The organism is Streptomyces sp. NPDC006487 (genome assembly GCF_042870555.1).
Lineage (GTDB): Bacteria > Actinomycetota > Actinomycetes > Streptomycetales > Streptomycetaceae > Streptomyces.
This window is the reverse complement of sequence record NZ_JBIAHN010000026.1, coordinates 47,589-61,548: the sequence shown is the minus strand read 5'-3', so window position 1 is coordinate 61,548 and position 13,960 is coordinate 47,589. Positions and strand designations below refer to the sequence as shown.

The window sequence follows — 13,960 nt, the reverse complement described above, 5'->3', positions numbered from 1 at the left end:
GCTCATGTTCGGGCCGGGCGCAGGCGAAGTCCGGCCATGCCGCCGTCTACGGCCAGGGCGGTGCCGGTGATCGAGCCGGCCGCCGGGCTCGCCAGGTAGGTGATGGCGGCGGCGACCTCGTCGGCCGAGACCAGTCGCCCGGAAGGCTGGCGGGCTTCGAGGGCGGCGCGCTCGGTGGCCGGGTCCGCGGCGCCATCGAGGAGCCTGCCGACCCAGGGGGTGTCGACGGTGCCCGGGTTCACGCAGTTGACGCGGATGCCTTCGCGGACGTGGTCGGCGGCCATCGCGAGGGTGAGGGAGAGCACCGCGCCCTTGCTGGCGCTGTAGAGCGCGCGCTGCGGCAGACCGGCGGTGGCGGCGATGGAGCAGGTGTTGACCACGGCCGCGGCCCCGGAGAGGCGCAGGTAGGGCAGTGCGGCCCGGGTGGTGCGGACGATCCCGAGGACGTTGACGTCCAGCACGCGGTGCCATGCCTCGTCGGCGTTGTCCTCGATGGTGCCCGTGGCGCCGATGCCCGCGTTGTTGACGAGGATGTCGATCCCGCCGAGGACTTCGGCGGCCACGCGCACCGCTCCGCGTACGGAGTCGTCGTCGGTCACGTCCGCGCGCAGGCCGGTCAGCGGTCCGGGGACGCCGTCGGGTGCGAGGTCGAGTACGGCGACCGCGGCGCCCCGCGCCGCCAGGAGCCGGGCGGTGGCCAGGCCTATGCCGGAGGCCCCGCCGGTGACGACGGCGGTCAGGCCCGCCAGTTCGTTGCGGTCGGTCATGCCGGGGCTCCCTGCTGTGCGGCGTGCTGGACGGCGGCGTGGTGGGCGGCTTGCCCGGCGGCCCGGTCGGCGGCCCGGTCGGCGGCCCAGAAGGCGCCCTCGGGGTAGCGGAACAGGCCGATGGACTCGGGACGCATCTCGGCCGAGAAGCCGGCGGCGGCAGGGGCCTCGTAGTGCCCGCGGTGGATGCCGACCGGGGCGAGGAAGTGTTCGTGGAGGTGGTCCACGTACTCGATGACGCGGTCTTCGGTGGTGCCGGAGAGGGCCACGTAGTCGAACATCGACAGGTGCTGGACGAGTTCGCACAGACCGACTCCGCCGGCGTGCGGGCAGACGGGAATGCCGAACTTGGCGGCGAGCAGCAGGATGGCGAGGTTCTCGTTGACCCCGCCGACCCGGGCGGCGTCAAGCTGGAGGACGTCGATCGCCCCGGCCTGGAGCAACTGCTTGAAGACGACGCGGTTCTGGACGTGCTCGCCGGTGGCGACCTTAACGGGTGCGACGCCCTTGCGGACTGCGGCGTGGCCCAGGATGTCGTCGGGGCTGGTGGGCTCCTCGATCCAGTACGGCTCGAACCGGGCCAGCTCCCTGGTCCAGGCGATGGCCTCGTCGACGTTCCAGCGCTGGTTGGCGTCGATGGCGATCCGGAAGTCCGGTCCGACGGCCTCGCGGGCGGCGCGCATCCGGCGGATGTCGTCGGCGAGGTCCGCTCCGACCTTCAGCTTGATCTGGGTGAAGCCGCCCTGGACGGCTTCCTTCGCGAGCCGGGTGAGCTTCTCGTCGGAGTATCCGAGCCAGCCGGGCGAGGTGGTGTAGGCCGGGTAGCCGGTGGTGCGCAGCCGTGCGGTCCGCGCGGCGGCGCCGCGGCGGCCGCGGACGAGCAGGTCCAGGGCCTCTTCGGGGGTGAGCGCGTCGGTGAGGTAGCGGAAGTCCACCTGCGAGACGAGCCAGGCGGGGTCGGCTTCGGCGAGCAACTGCCAGACCGGCTTGTCGGCGCGCTTGGCGGCGAGGTCCCAGACGGCGTTGACCACGGCGCCGATGGCCATGTGCATCACGCCCTTCTCGGGCCCGAGCCAGCGCAGTTGGCTGTCGCCGACCAGATCTCGGCTGAGCGAGCCGGGGTCGGCGCAGAGCTCCTCCACCGACCGGCCGACGACGTGCGGGCGCAGGGCGTCGAGGGCGGCGACCTGTACCTCGTTGCCGCGGCCTATGGTGAAGGTGAAGCCGTGGCCGTGCAGTTCCCCGCCCGGAGGGGTCACCTCGTCGGTGCGCAGGACCACGTAGGCGGCGGAGTAGTCGGGGTCCGGGTTCATCGCGTCCGAGCCGTCCAGCTCCCGGGAGGTCGGGAAGCGGACGTCGTACGTGTCGACCGCGGTGATGCGGGCGGCGGTGGGCGTCACGGGCGGGCCTTTCAGGCTTGGGAGAAGGTCTGACGCTGCAGGCCGAGGCCGTCGATGGACAGTTCGACGGTGTCGCCGGGGCGCAGGTACGGGTTCCCGGGCAGACCGAGGGCGACTCCGGCGGGGGTCCCGGTGTTGATGACGTCCCCGGGCTCCAGGACCATGTAGGTGCTGAGGTAGGCCACCAGGTACCCGATCCCGAAGATCATGTCGTGCGTGTCGCCGTTCTGGCGCGGGACTCCATTGACGGCCAGGCGCAGGCCCAGGTGCTGGGGGTCGGCGATCTCGTCGGGGGTGACGAGCCAGGGGCCGAGCGGGTTGAAGGTCTCGCAGGATTTGCCGAGGTCCCACTGCGAGGAGAAGTCGAGCTGGAACTCCCGCTCGGACACGTCGTTGCTGACCGCGTAGCCGGCGATGTGGCGCAGCCCCTCCCCGGGACCCTCCAGGTAGCGGGCGCGGGCGCCGATGACCACGGCGAGTTCCACCTCCCAGTCGGTCCTGGCCGAACCGCGCGGGATGAGCACGTCGTCGAACGGGCCCACCACCGTGCCGGGGTCCTTCAGGAAGACGACGGGGCGGGGAGGTACGGCGGCGCCGGTCTCCTCGGCGTGGTCGCGGTAGTTGAGCCCGACGCAGACGACCTTGCCGGGGCGGGCCACCGGAGCCCCGACCCGCAAGCCGGCCGTGTCCAGGACGGGCAGCCGGCCCTCCTCGAGCGCGGCGCGGGCCCGGTCCGGTCCCCCGGAGGCGAGGAAGGCGCCGTCGATGTCGTCGGTGAGGGACGCGAGGTCGTAGGTGCGTCCGTCCTGGGCCAGGAGGGCGGGCCGTTCGGCGCCGGAGGCGCCGAGACGCAGCAGTTTCACGAGGGCTCCTTGCGTGACCGGGGATCCGGGCGGCTCCGTACGCGCGGGGGCGGGGGAGGGCGGCGGTGCGGATCGGTGCCGGGATGCGGTATCGGAGAAGCGGTGCCGGAGAGTCGGTGCAGCTCCGTCCGTGACTCATATTTATCAGACCACTTGAGCCTTGCAACACCCATGAAGGTTCGAATTCCTTCCGATCCCTTTGATTGGTCGGACCACTTCTATGGCTAAACTGCCGCAGACCCCGAAGACGGAGGAACACCGTGGAGGACCGCACCCCGCCCAGGGGGACCGTGACCCAGCGCGCGATCGAGCAGATCAAGGCGATGATCGCCGAGGGCAGCCTCCAGCCCGGAGAGCGCCTGCCCACCGAACGGGACCTCGCCGTACAACTGGGCATCTCCCGCAGCTCGATGCGCGAGGCGGTCCGCGCCCTGACCGTGATGGGCGTCCTGGAGGCCCGCCACGGTTCCGGGATCTACGTGACCCTGCTGGAGGCCGGCGACCTCCTGGAGACCTTCGGAGCCGTCGCCGACCTCTCGCGCGGCCGGCAACTGGTCGAACTGCTGGAGGTCCGGCGCGTCCTGGAGTCGGCCGCCACCGCCCTGGCCGCCGCCCGCATCACCGCCGAGGCGCTGGCCGAGGTGACCGGCCACCTCCGCGCCATGGAGGAGTCCGAGGACCCGGAGGTGATCTTGTCCCACGATCTCGCCTTCCACCGGGCGATCGTGGCCGCCTCGGGCAACGCGAGCCTGGCCGCCATCCTGGAGGGGCTCTCCTCCAGGACCTTCCGGGCCAGGGTCTGGCGCGGGTACGCCGAGGACGGCGCCTTCGAACGCACCCGCAAGGAACACGGCAGGATCCACCGCGCCCTGGTCGCCCGCGACCCCGAGGCGGCACGGGCGGCGGCCGCCGCCCACGTCGGTGAGGTCGAGGAGTGGATGCGCGGCCGGCTCGACGACTGACCCGCCCTCCGCCCCATGGTGAGAACCGACCAGTTTTGGTGACTGGCCCCCACGCGGCAGGCGGACACCCGGGCCTAGCTTCGAAGTGCGCGGTCCACGAGGCCGCGCAGCCCGCCCCCCCCCTCTCACCAAGGGAATCCGCTCATGCCGATGCAACCCTGGTTCACCGATGCCAAGTTGGGAATTTTCGTCCACTACGGCATCTACTCCGTCGACGGGGTCCCGGAGTCCTGGTCGCTCTACAGCGGCGAGGTCCCGCGCGAGCAGTACATGCGGCAGCTGGACGGTTTCACCGCCTCGGCCTACGACGCCGCCGCCTGGGCCCGGCTGTTCGCCCGCGCCGGAGCCAAGTACGCCGTACTCACCGCCCGTCACCACGACGGGTTCGCGCTCTGGGACACGGGGCACGGCGAGCTGAACGCCGTCCGCAGCACCCCCGCCGGCCGCGACCTGGTGGCCGAGTACGCCGGGGCGCTGCGCGAACAGGGCCTCAAAGTGGGTGTGTACTACTCGCATTCGGACTGGAGCCACCCCGACTACGCGAGCGTGACCCACCCCGAACCGCCGAACGACTCGGTGGCCACCCACCCGCTCGTCACCCCGGCGGACGGAGTCGACGATCCGCGGGCCTGGTCCCGGTTCCTGGCGTACCGCGACGCCCAGGTCGGCGAGCTGGTATCCCGCTTCAGGCCCGATCTGCTGTGGTTCGACGGCGAGTGGGAACGCAGCGAGGAGCAGTGGGGCCTGCGCGCGCTCTCCGAACGGATCCTCGACGCGAACCCCGAGACCGTCCTGAACGCACGGATGCTCGGCTACGGGGACTACGCGACTCCCGAGCAGGGAGTCCCTCTCCGGCGGCCCTCCGGGCCCTGGGAGCTGTGCCTGACCGTCAACGAGTCCTGGGGCTACCAGCCGCAGGACCGGGACCACAAGTCGGTGCGCCGGCTGGTCCGCTACTTCGCCGAGACGATCGGCATGGGCGGCAACCTGCTGCTGGCCGTCGGGCCGCGCGAGGACGGCACGTTCCTCCCCGAGCAGGTGGAACGTCTGGAGGGCCTCGGCGACTGGATCGCCAAGCACTCCGAGGCCGTGCACACCACCGTCGCCGGACTCCCGGCCGGACACCACTACGGGCCGAGCACGCTGTCCGCCGACGGCCGCACGCTGTACCTGGTCTGCTTCGACCCGCCGCGCGAGGCCGTCTCCCTGCGGGGCCTGCGCAACAAGGTGCGGCGCGTCTCGGTGGTCGGCTCCGGCACCACGCTCGGGCACCGGGTCACCGGTGGCTTCGGCGAGGTGCCCGGCGTCCTGTGGATCGACGCCCCGGCGCCCGCCGACGTCGACGACCAGGCGACCGTGCTCGCCGTAGAGCTGGAGGGCGGGCTGGACCTGTACCGGGGCGCCGGCCGCGACTGACATCAGCCCTCACCGCCCCGCACACCGCGGGGTGAGGCGCCCCACTCGCGCCTGCAGGCCTTGTTGAAGGCCTGCAGGTCGCCGATCCCGACGGCGTCCGCGATCGCGGCGATCGGCAGGGTGGACTCGCGCAGCAGGTGCCGGGCCCGCTCCATGCGCCGGCGGCGCACGTAGGCCACCACCGTGGTCCCGGTCTCGGCCCTGAACAGGCGCAGCAGGTGGTTGTGCGAGACGCCCGAGGCGCGGGCTATCTCGGGCACGGCCAGCGGTTCCGCCAGGTGCGACTCGATGTGCGCCAGGGCGGCCGCGACGGCCCGGTGCGGTCGCGGCTGCCCATCGGCGGGCCCGGCCAGGGCCGCCACGCGCCACAGGGCGCCCCAGACCTCCGCGTCGGCCCGGCGCGGGGTGCGCGGGGCCGACGCGATGGCGAGGAGCAGCAGCTCGGAGAGGGCCGGGGTCTGTGCCCCGGCGTCCTGGACCACCGGTACGCCCTCCGTCCGGGCGGCGCCGTCCAGCGCGAAGTGCGCGTACAGGTGCTCGGAGCGGCCCCGGTAGCGGAAGGCCACGACAGCGCCGGGCGGTACGAGGCTGACGTGTCCGGGGCGGATCTGGTGCGTGACTCCGTCCACGGTGAGTTCGGCGGTGTACCGGTAGAGGTGGAGCTGCCACAGGTCGGGCAGCCGGAAGACGTCCAGGGCGCGCGTGACGCCGTGCACGCCGACGCCGAGCCCGGCCACTCGGGGCGGTCCGTCCAGGGGGACTCCGACGGTGCGGCCGGGCTCGGTCCAGTAGGAGTGGTTCATGTGGCGCCTTCGTCGGGACCGGAGCTACGGGATGCCGTGACCGAGTCGATCTGCAGATAGGTACCACCGGTCTTGGTGACGGTCACGGTGTGGCTGCCGGGGGTGAGGTGGTCGACGGTCCAGTACGCCTGCCGGGGCTTGTAGGTGCCGCTGTGGGCCGCCTTGACCGTGCCCGCCGGGATCCGTCGATCTTGACGGAGGCGTAGCCGTCCGAGCCGGACATCGGCCCGCGCAGCACCAGGCCGGTGCCGGTGAAGGCGATGGTGGCCGTGGCACCGTTGGCCGAGGTCCAGGTGACATCGTCGCAGTAGTCGCCGGCCCGCACCTGGCAGATCTACCGCCTGATCCTCTTCCCCATGCTCCGCGGCACCCACAAGACGGTCGTCCTGTCCGTGCTCCTGGGCAGTTTCCGTGCCTTCGACGTCATCTATTTCTCCACCCATGGCGAACCGGGCGGCCGCACCCAGATCACCGGCACCTACCTCTACAACACGATGCTCGGAGACGGCCGCGTCGGCTATGCCTCGGCCGCCGCCGTGCTGGTCCTCCTGCTGGCCCTCACCGTGTCCGCCGTGCAGATCCTCGTCCAGCGGAGGGCCCGATGAGCCGTACGAGCGACACCCCCCTGGCCCGGCTGCGGGACCGCCGCCGCGACAACGTCACCGTGTACACGGTCCTCGTCCTCGACGCCCTGCTGTGGTCCTTCCCCCTGGTCACCGCGGTCCGCGCATCGGTCGCCCACGGCGGCTTCGGGAACTACCTGACCGTCCTGACGGGCGAGTTCAACCAGCTGAGCCTGGGCCGCGCCTTGGCGAACAGCCTCCTCATCGCCGCCCTGCACGCGTTTCTGGTCTGCTCGGTCGGCGCCATGGCCGCGTACGCCTTCACCAAGCTCGTCTTCCCCGGCCGCGACACCCTCGATCACCTGGCGCTGATCTTCCTGGCGGTGCCCGCGATGGCCCTCATCGTCCCGGTCTACTGGATCACCGGACAGCTCGGACTCTTCAACTCCGCGCTCGGGGTGGCCCTTCCGGAAGCCGCCCTCACCCTGCCCTTCGCCGTCCTGCTGCTGCGCAACTACGCGGACGGCATCCCCCACGAGATGATCGAAGCGGCCCGCCTCGACCGGGCCGGCCACCCGCGGATCTTCTGGCACGTCTTCCTGCCGTCCGCGCGCCCCGCCCTGGTCAACCTCGCGCGCTCGCCGTCATGTGGTCCCTCCAGGACTTCCTCTTCCCCTCGATGATCCTCAAGGACGCCGGGCAGATCACCGCCGCCCAGGCCGTCCAGACCATCGAGAGCGCCTTCGGCCCCACCCCGGGCCAGACCTCGCAGTACGTCGCCGCCCTCGTCCTGCTCGCCGTACCGGCCGTCGTACTGGTCGTGGCGGGCCTGAAGTTCATCACCCAGGGCAGCACCGCAGGAGGAGTCAAAGAGCGAGCACACCATCCACCGCCGCTGCCGCCCCCGGGGGCGCGGCGTCCTCCTCCTGGTTCAGGGAGCTCGGCCTGGGGCTGTTCCTGCACTGGGGCCACGCCAGCACCCGCGGCTGGGAGCTGAGCTGGCAGATGACCGGCGGGGTACACCTCCAGGATCCGCCGCTCGAAGCGGTCGGCTGCCAGGAGTACTTCGACAACGCCGACGCCTTCCGGCCCTCCCGCTTCGACCCTGACGACTGGGCGGACCGCGCCTGGCGGGCCGGCGCCCGCTACGTGGTCTTCACCGCCAAGCACCACGACGGCTTCGCCATGTACGACACGAAGCTCTCCGACTACTCCGTCGCCAAGACGTGGGGCCGCGACGTCACCGCTGAGGTCGTGGAGGCCTTCCGGGGCCGCGGCTTCCGCATCGGCCTCTACTTCTCCGTGGTCGACTGGCACCACGAGGAGTACCCGCGGCTGACGGACGACGCGATCGCCAAGCCGTACCGGGTCGGCGTGTACCGGCGCGGCACGCCCGCCCAGTGGGAGCGTTTCCGGGCCTTCATGGTCGGCCAGCTCGACGAACTGCTCACGTCCTACGGCGACCTCGACATCGTCTGGCTGGACGGGGAGTTCGAGCACACCGAGGAGGAATGGCGCTACGGGGAACTGCGCGAGCTGATTCGCGAGCGGCAGCCCCGCGCCCTGGTCAACGACCGCTGCAAGGGCCACGGCGACTTCACCACCCCCCTGGTCGAGGCGGCGTCCATGGGCGGCAACCTGCTGCTCAACGTGGGGCCGACGGGTGAGGGCGAGTTCCCGCCGCAGGCCGTGGAGCGCCTCGAAGGGCTGGCGGGCTGGATGGAGCGGCACGGCGAGAGCGTCCACGGGACGGAGCCCGGACTGAAGCTGTGGCAGTTCCACGGCCCCTCCACCGTACGCAGGCTCCCGGACGGCGGCAGCCGCCTCTGCCTGCACCTCACGATGCGCCCGTACGAGCAGATGACCGTGCGCGGGCTGCCCGTCGCGCGGGTCCGGGAGGTCACCCTGCTGGGGACCGGTACGGCCCTGGAGTGGTCGGTGCAGGCCCGGCTGAAGGACATCCACGCGGCGGCCGCCGATCCCGACGGCGAGCTGCGCGTGGGGATCCCGGGCGAGCTGCTCGACGACCTCTGCACGGTGGTCGCCGTGGACCTCTGGCCGGAGGGGCGGTAGCGCCGGCCAGGTGGGGGCGCCGGTCAGGCCGACAGGTCGAGTTCGTAGACCTGTCCGATCAGATCGGCGCCGAAGCTGTGGTGCGGCTCCTCTTCCACGAGCCGGAAACCGGCGGCCAGGTAGATCCCGCGCGCGGCCACCAGGGTGTCGTTCGTCCACAGCCGGACCCGCTCGTACCCCGCCTCGCGAGCGAAGTCCACGCACTGCGCCACCAGGCGCGAGCCCAGACGGTGACCGCGGGCGGCGGGGTCCACGAGGAGGATCCGCAGTTTGGCGGTGCTTCCCTCGTTCTCCTCCTCACCCTCCCCGTCCTCCCCGTCCTGCTGGTCGGCCACGCAGAACACGCTGCCGACCCGGCGGCCGTCCAGTTCGGCGATCCAGGCCGACTCACGGGAAGGATCGTGGCCGGCCGCGTAGTCCGCGACGATCCGCGCGACCAGGGCCTCGAAGCTGGTGTCCCAGCCGAATTCCTTCGCGTACTGCTCACCGTGGGCCATCACCACCCAGCCGAGATCGCCCGGCTCTCCCAGCGGCCGGATCACCGCACGGGCCTCATGCATGGGAACTCCCTCTCTGAGCGGCCGAATCCACCGGACCGCCGAACCACCGAATGACTGAAACGACTGTTTCAGTAAAGCATAATGTCCGAATGACCCCCTCCGCCCGCACCGATTCCGCCCGCAAGCAGCAGCTCCTGGAGCTGGCCTACGCGCACGTGCTCGACCACGGGCTGGCGGACATGTCCCTGCGCCCCCTGGCCGAGGCGATCGGCAGCAGTCCGCGCGTCCTCCTCTTCCTCTTCGGCAGCAAGGACGCCCTGGTGCAGGCGCTGCTCGCGCGGGCCCGCCAGGACGAGACGGGGATGCTCGAAGCCGTACACGCGGCCCGGCCGGAACACGGGCTCGCCCGCACGGGCGAACTGGTCTGGAGCTGGCTGGCCGACCCGGGACACCGCAAGGTCCTCACCCTCTGGGTCGAGGGCTACTCGCGCTCGCTGAGCGGTGACACGGGACCCTGGGCGGGCTTCGCGGAGCGGACGATCGCCGACTGGCTGGAGGTCTTCGCCGCCGCCCAGCCGCCGGCCCGCCGCGACACGCCCGCGGGGCTCGCCGAACGCACCCTGCTCCTCTCGGTCCTGCGCGGGGCCCTGCTGGACCTGCTGGCGAGCCGCGACGAGCGGCGCACCACGGCGGCCGTGACCGCCCACCTCCGCACCCTGGAGATCCCGGCCGACGGCACGCCCGCGCACCGGGACCGGTCCGGGAACGGGTCCACCGGCAGGACCGACCGCGCCGCCCGGACGATCGCGGCACCGCGGGCGGCCGTCTACGCCGCCCTCCTCGACCGCGAGGCCCTCGAAGCCTGGCTCCCGCCGGACGGGATGAGCGGGCGGATCGAGCGATGGGACCCACGGCCCGGCGGCGGCTTCCGGATGATCCTCACCCACCTCGATCCCGCCGAGAGCCCCGCCGGTGGTCCCGCCGGTGGTCCCGGCAAAACATCCGCCGCGACCGATGTGGTCGACGTACGGTTCACCGGCCTGGTGCCGCCCGAGCGCGTGGTGCAGCAGGCCGTGTTCGTGTCCGAAGACCCGTCGTACGCCGGCACCATGACGATGACCTGGCACCTCGCCGCCTCCGGCTCCGGCTCCGGCTCCGGCTCCGGTGAGGGCGGCACCGAGGTGACCGTGACCGCCACGGACGTACCACCGGGCATCGACCGCGCGGACCACGAGGCGGGCATCGCCTCCTCACTGGCCCACCTGGCGTCGTACCTCGAAGCGGGCCGATGACCCGGACGAGTTGAGCGTCGGCGCTACTTCACCACCGAGGTGGGGGCCGTTTCAGCCGAGGGCCCCGACTGGTCCTGAAGCTCGAGCCGCTGCGGCCGGAGGGCGGGGATCAGCGCGGCAACGGCTCCGGACAGCAGGGCGAAACCGCCGCCCATCAGCAGGCCGGTGCGGAAGCCCGCCTCGGAGGTGAAGGTGGACCCGCCGGCCGTGGTGGTCATCTGGGCCAGGACCACACCGACGACGGCGGCGCCGACGGAGGTGCCCAGGGAGCGCATGAGGGCGTTGAAGCCGTTGGCGGCGCCGGTTTCCGTCAGGGGTACAGCGCTCATGATCAGAGCGGGCATGGCCCCGTAGGCGAGGGCGACACCGCTGTTGATGACCATGACGGCGACCATCAGCCCGGCGGCCGTGCCGGAGAAGAGGAGCGCGACCCCGTAGCCCGCGGCCAGGACGAGCGCTCCGCTGACGAGGGTGACCTTCGGGCCGTGCGTGTTGGTCAGCTTGCCCCCGAGGGGGGACACCGCCATCATCATCAGCCCGCCGGGGAGCATCCACAGGCCGGCCGCCAGCATGGACTGGCCCAGGCCGTAGCCGGTGGCGGCGGGGAACTGCAGCAGCTGCGGGACCACCAGCATGCCTGCGTACATGCCGAAGCCGATGGAGACCGAGGCGAGGTTGGTCAGCAGGACGCGCGGGCGGACCGTGGTGCGCAGGTCGACCAGCGGATCGGTGGTGCGCCATTCGAACCACCCCCAGGCGGCCAGGACCACCACGGCGGTGGCGATCAGCCCGAGGGTGGTGGCCGATCCCCAGCCCCAGTCGGCGCCCTTGGACACGAACAGCAGCAGGGACACCAGGCCCGCCGCGAGGCCCAGCGCGCCGACCGCGTCGAAGCGTTGCCCCTTGGCCGCGCCCGAACCCTCGGGTACGAAGGCCACGATCATGACGGCGACGCAGCCGGCGAGCGCCGCGGACCCCCAGAACAGGAAGCGCCAGCTCGCGTACTGGGCGACGGCTGCGGAGACCGGGAGGCCGATGCCGCCGCCGATGCCCATGGAGGCGCTCACGAGGGCGATGGAGGAACTCAGCTTCTCCGCGGGGAGGATGTCGCGGAGCAGGGCGATGCCCAGCGGGATCATGCCCATGCCGATGCCCTGCAGGCCGCGCCCGACGACCATTTGGACGACGCCGCCCGCCAGCGCGCACACCACCGATCCGACGATCAGCGGTATGCAGCAGGCCAGGAGCATGCGGCGCTTGCCGAGCATGTCGCCCAGGCGCCCGCTGATCGGTACGCACACGCCGGCGACCAGGAGGGTGGCGGTGACGACCCAGGCGGCGTTGGAGTGCGAGGTGTGGAGGATGTTCGGCAGGTCGGCCAGCAGCGGCGTGACCAGTGTCTGCATGACGGCTGCGGCGATGCCCGCGAGGGCGAGCGTCGCGATCACCTTGCCGGTGCGGGGGGCGGCCGTGGGCGGCTGTCGCATGAAGGGTCCTAGGGGTGTCTTGTCGGTCGAGCCGCGGGCCCGGCGATGCGTGGGCACGAGGTCGGCCCACACCACAATCAGTAGTCAACTATCAGTTCGCGGTGTGCGACGTGTCAACCGGATCTGATCGCCGACTATCAGTTGTATTCTCGGCAGCGTGCCCACCGAAAGCCCCAAACCCCTGCGCGCCGATGCCGTGCGCAACATCGAGAAGATCGTCGGAGCGGCACGCGGCGTGTACGCCGAGCTGGGACCCGATGCGCCGCTCGACGAGATCGCGCGGCGGGCCGGGGTGGGGATCGCCACGCTCTTCCGCCGCTTCCCGGACAAGGCCGCCCTGCTCCGGGCCGTACTCGACCAGCAGTTCACGCAGGACGTCCTGCCCGCCATCGACCGCGGGCTGGCCGACGAGGACCCCCGCCGCGGCCTGACCGCCGTACTGGAAGCCGCCCTGACCTCGGCGGCCGACGAGCACCACGCGCTGACGGCCGCACGGAAGGCCGGCGTCCTCTCCGCGGAGACCAGCGCCCGGTTCTTCGACGCGCTCGACCCGCTGGTGACCCGGGGTCAGCAGGCCGGGGTGATCCGGGGGGACCTCGTGCCCGACGATCTGAAGCGGATCATGAGCATGCTCGTCAGCGTGCTGTGGACCATGGACCCCGCCGAGGAGGGCTGGCGCCGCTACGTGACCCTGGTCATGGACGGCCTGAGCCCTGCGGCGGCCACCCCCCTGCCCCACCCGGCTCCCCCGCTGCTGCGCCGGCCGCAGGAGTGACTCCCTCCGGGCCGTAGCGCCCCGCGGCGCAGGTCGCGGCGCAGCGGGGTGTCGACGCCGCAGCCGCACGGATCAGCTCTTGCGGCGGGCGGCCCAGACGGCGCGCTCGGTGCGTACGGCGAGGTCGTCGCGGCCCAGGATGCTCTCGGGGCCGTCGGTGTCGAGCAGCCGGTCGAGTGCGGCGAGGTCCTCGGGCCCGAGGCTGTCGACGGTGCTGCGGCGCAGGCGCTGCAGGCTGCCGAGGGCGTACGCGCCGACCGCCTCGCTGCGGGAGCCCTCGATGTTCACGTCGATCACCCGGTCGCCGTCGAGGGCGAATCCGGCCGCGGTGAGCTTCGGCCCCCAGTCGGCGCCGCGGTGGGGCACGTGGTCGGCGTGGTAGCTCTCGCTCGCGGTGTGGCAGCGGTCCTCCAGTCCGGGCCGGCCTTCGGGGGCGTCCGCGGGCAGGAAGCGGGGGAAGCCCGCCAGCTCGACGACGGCGAACAGTCCGCCGGGGGCGAGCAGGTCCCGGACCGTGCGCAGGGCCTGGTCCGGGTCGGCCATGTGGTGCATCGAGGCCGAGGCCCACACCAGGTCCGGCGTGCCGAGGTCGGGCCACGCGGTCTCGTCGAGGTCGGCCTGCACGGTGCGGACGCGGTCCTCGACGCCCCGGGCGCACGCCTTCTCCCTCAGACGCTGCAGGTGCCCCGCCGAGGAGTCCACGGCGGTGACGTGCGCGTCGGGGAACCGGTCGAGCAGGGCGAAGGTACCGGCTCCCGTGCCGCAGCCCAGGTCCACGATGTGGCGCGGGGGCTCGTGCAGGGGCAGCCACGTGGTGATGTCGGCGATGTGCTCGGCGAGGACTTCCGCGTCCAGGTCGAGGATCTCCGCCTGACCCTCGAGGTCGTCGCGGGTGTGGCCGTGCCGGGCCGCCTGGCCGTGGTCGTAGTGGCCGTGGTCATGGTGGCCGGGACCGTGGGATCCGTGGGCGTCGTCGCGGCCGTGCCGGGGTGCGTGCTGTGCGTGGGTCATGGCTCCACGGTAGGACGCCCATGCGCTTGCCGCATTGATTCTTGCCGG

Annotated in this window: 15 protein-coding genes; 8 read left to right on the top strand and 7 right to left on the bottom strand. The window is 72.2% G+C overall.

Annotation, left to right across the window (positions count from 1 at the left end; genetic code table 11):
* Window positions 1-2: 2 nt before the first annotated feature.
* The 3 genes from ACFYM0_RS35170 to ACFYM0_RS35160 are packed head-to-tail and all read right to left on the bottom strand — an operon-like array spanning window position 3 to window position 3,030.
* Window positions 3-767, bottom strand: coding sequence for an SDR family NAD(P)-dependent oxidoreductase (locus tag ACFYM0_RS35170; protein WP_388508951.1), 765 nt, complete (start codon window positions 765-767; stop codon window positions 3-5).
* Window positions 764-2,167, bottom strand: coding sequence for an enolase C-terminal domain-like protein (locus ACFYM0_RS35165; RefSeq protein ID WP_388508948.1), 1,404 nt, complete (start codon window positions 2,165-2,167; stop codon window positions 764-766). The genes ACFYM0_RS35170 and ACFYM0_RS35165 overlap by 4 nt, the downstream gene beginning before the upstream one ends.
* 11 nt (window positions 2,168-2,178) lie before the next feature.
* Window positions 2,179-3,030 carry a fumarylacetoacetate hydrolase family protein gene (locus ACFYM0_RS35160; protein WP_388508945.1) on the bottom strand — a complete coding sequence of 284 codons (852 nt, stop codon included), beginning with the start codon at window positions 3,028-3,030 and terminating at the stop codon, window positions 2,179-2,181.
* Between the two features lie 260 nt (window positions 3,031-3,290).
* Between ACFYM0_RS35160 and ACFYM0_RS35155 the strand changes: the two genes are divergently transcribed.
* Both ACFYM0_RS35155 and ACFYM0_RS35150 read left to right on the top strand, forming a co-directional pair.
* On the top strand, window positions 3,291-3,992 hold the full coding sequence (locus ACFYM0_RS35155) for a FadR/GntR family transcriptional regulator (protein ID WP_388508942.1): 702 nt from the start codon (window positions 3,291-3,293) through the stop codon (window positions 3,990-3,992).
* 144 nt (window positions 3,993-4,136) lie between these two features.
* On the top strand, window positions 4,137-5,408 hold the full coding sequence (locus tag ACFYM0_RS35150; RefSeq protein ID WP_388508939.1) for an alpha-L-fucosidase: 1,272 nt from the start codon (window positions 4,137-4,139) through the stop codon (window positions 5,406-5,408).
* Between the two features lie 2 nt (window positions 5,409-5,410).
* Here the strand turns inward: ACFYM0_RS35150 and ACFYM0_RS35145 are convergent, their stop codons facing one another.
* Entirely contained in the window at window positions 5,411-6,211 is an 801-nt protein-coding gene (locus ACFYM0_RS35145) for a helix-turn-helix domain-containing protein (protein WP_388508937.1), read from the bottom strand.
* Window positions 6,212-6,567: 356 nt separating this feature from the next.
* Between ACFYM0_RS35145 and ACFYM0_RS35140 the strand changes: the two genes are divergently transcribed.
* Genes ACFYM0_RS35140 through ACFYM0_RS35125 form a run of 4 tightly spaced genes read left to right on the top strand, consistent with a single transcriptional unit; the run spans window position 6,568 to window position 8,847 of the window.
* Window positions 6,568-6,816 (top strand): hypothetical protein, encoded by a 249-nt coding sequence (locus ACFYM0_RS35140; protein ID WP_388508933.1) that lies wholly within the window; start codon window positions 6,568-6,570, stop codon window positions 6,814-6,816.
* Window positions 6,813-7,457, top strand: a complete 645-nt coding sequence (locus tag ACFYM0_RS35135) for a carbohydrate ABC transporter permease (RefSeq protein WP_388508930.1) — start codon at window positions 6,813-6,815, stop codon at window positions 7,455-7,457. The genes ACFYM0_RS35140 and ACFYM0_RS35135 overlap by 4 nt, the downstream gene beginning before the upstream one ends.
* A complete protein-coding gene (locus ACFYM0_RS35130; protein ID WP_388509034.1) occupies window positions 7,421-7,771 on the top strand; it encodes a hypothetical protein in 351 nt (116 codons plus the stop codon). The genes ACFYM0_RS35135 and ACFYM0_RS35130 overlap by 37 nt, the downstream gene beginning before the upstream one ends.
* Window positions 7,720-8,847, top strand: coding sequence for an alpha-L-fucosidase (locus tag ACFYM0_RS35125; protein WP_388509029.1), 1,128 nt, complete (start codon window positions 7,720-7,722; stop codon window positions 8,845-8,847). The genes ACFYM0_RS35130 and ACFYM0_RS35125 overlap by 52 nt, the downstream gene beginning before the upstream one ends.
* A gap of 23 nt (window positions 8,848-8,870) precedes the next feature.
* Here the strand turns inward: ACFYM0_RS35125 and ACFYM0_RS35120 are convergent, their stop codons facing one another.
* Window positions 8,871-9,407, bottom strand: a complete 537-nt coding sequence (locus ACFYM0_RS35120) for a GNAT family N-acetyltransferase (protein WP_388508927.1) — start codon at window positions 9,405-9,407, stop codon at window positions 8,871-8,873.
* Window positions 9,408-9,496: 89 nt separating this feature from the next.
* Between ACFYM0_RS35120 and ACFYM0_RS35115 the strand changes: the two genes are divergently transcribed.
* Window positions 9,497-10,639, top strand: coding sequence for an SRPBCC domain-containing protein (locus ACFYM0_RS35115; RefSeq protein WP_388508925.1), 1,143 nt, complete (start codon window positions 9,497-9,499; stop codon window positions 10,637-10,639).
* 23 nt (window positions 10,640-10,662) lie between these two features.
* Here the strand turns inward: ACFYM0_RS35115 and ACFYM0_RS35110 are convergent, their stop codons facing one another.
* On the bottom strand, window positions 10,663-12,126 hold the full coding sequence (locus tag ACFYM0_RS35110) for an MFS transporter (protein WP_388508922.1): 1,464 nt from the start codon (window positions 12,124-12,126) through the stop codon (window positions 10,663-10,665).
* 157 nt (window positions 12,127-12,283) lie between these two features.
* Between ACFYM0_RS35110 and ACFYM0_RS35105 the strand changes: the two genes are divergently transcribed.
* A complete protein-coding gene (locus tag ACFYM0_RS35105; RefSeq protein WP_388508919.1) occupies window positions 12,284-12,901 on the top strand; it encodes a TetR/AcrR family transcriptional regulator in 618 nt (205 codons plus the stop codon).
* 72 nt (window positions 12,902-12,973) lie between these two features.
* Here the strand turns inward: ACFYM0_RS35105 and ACFYM0_RS35100 are convergent, their stop codons facing one another.
* Window positions 12,974-13,912: a methyltransferase gene (locus ACFYM0_RS35100; protein ID WP_388508916.1), complete on the bottom strand. Its 939-nt coding sequence runs from the start codon at window positions 13,910-13,912 to the stop codon at window positions 12,974-12,976.
* Between the last annotated feature and the right edge of the window lie 48 nt (window positions 13,913-13,960).

Excerpts from the sequence above, each read along its gene's own strand:
- ACFYM0_RS35140 (WP_388508933.1), top strand. The coding sequence starts at position 6,568 with ATGCTCCGCGGCACCCACAAGACGGTCGTCCTGTCCGTGCTCCTGGGC.
- ACFYM0_RS35170 (WP_388508951.1), bottom strand. The coding sequence starts at position 767 with ATGACCGACCGCAACGAACTGGCGGGCCTGACCGCCGTCGTCACCGGC.
- ACFYM0_RS35130 (WP_388509034.1), top strand. The coding sequence starts at position 7,421 with ATGTGGTCCCTCCAGGACTTCCTCTTCCCCTCGATGATCCTCAAGGAC.
- ACFYM0_RS35145 (WP_388508937.1), bottom strand. The coding sequence starts at position 6,211 with ATGAACCACTCCTACTGGACCGAGCCCGGCCGCACCGTCGGAGTCCCC.
- ACFYM0_RS35135 (WP_388508930.1), top strand. The coding sequence starts at position 6,813 with ATGAGCCGTACGAGCGACACCCCCCTGGCCCGGCTGCGGGACCGCCGC.
- ACFYM0_RS35150 (WP_388508939.1), top strand. The coding sequence starts at position 4,137 with ATGCCGATGCAACCCTGGTTCACCGATGCCAAGTTGGGAATTTTCGTC.
- ACFYM0_RS35120 (WP_388508927.1), bottom strand. The coding sequence starts at position 9,407 with ATGCATGAGGCCCGTGCGGTGATCCGGCCGCTGGGAGAGCCGGGCGAT.
- ACFYM0_RS35100 (WP_388508916.1), bottom strand. The coding sequence starts at position 13,912 with ATGACCCACGCACAGCACGCACCCCGGCACGGCCGCGACGACGCCCAC.
- ACFYM0_RS35110 (WP_388508922.1), bottom strand. The coding sequence starts at position 12,126 with ATGCGACAGCCGCCCACGGCCGCCCCCCGCACCGGCAAGGTGATCGCG.
- ACFYM0_RS35115 (WP_388508925.1), top strand. The coding sequence starts at position 9,497 with ATGACCCCCTCCGCCCGCACCGATTCCGCCCGCAAGCAGCAGCTCCTG.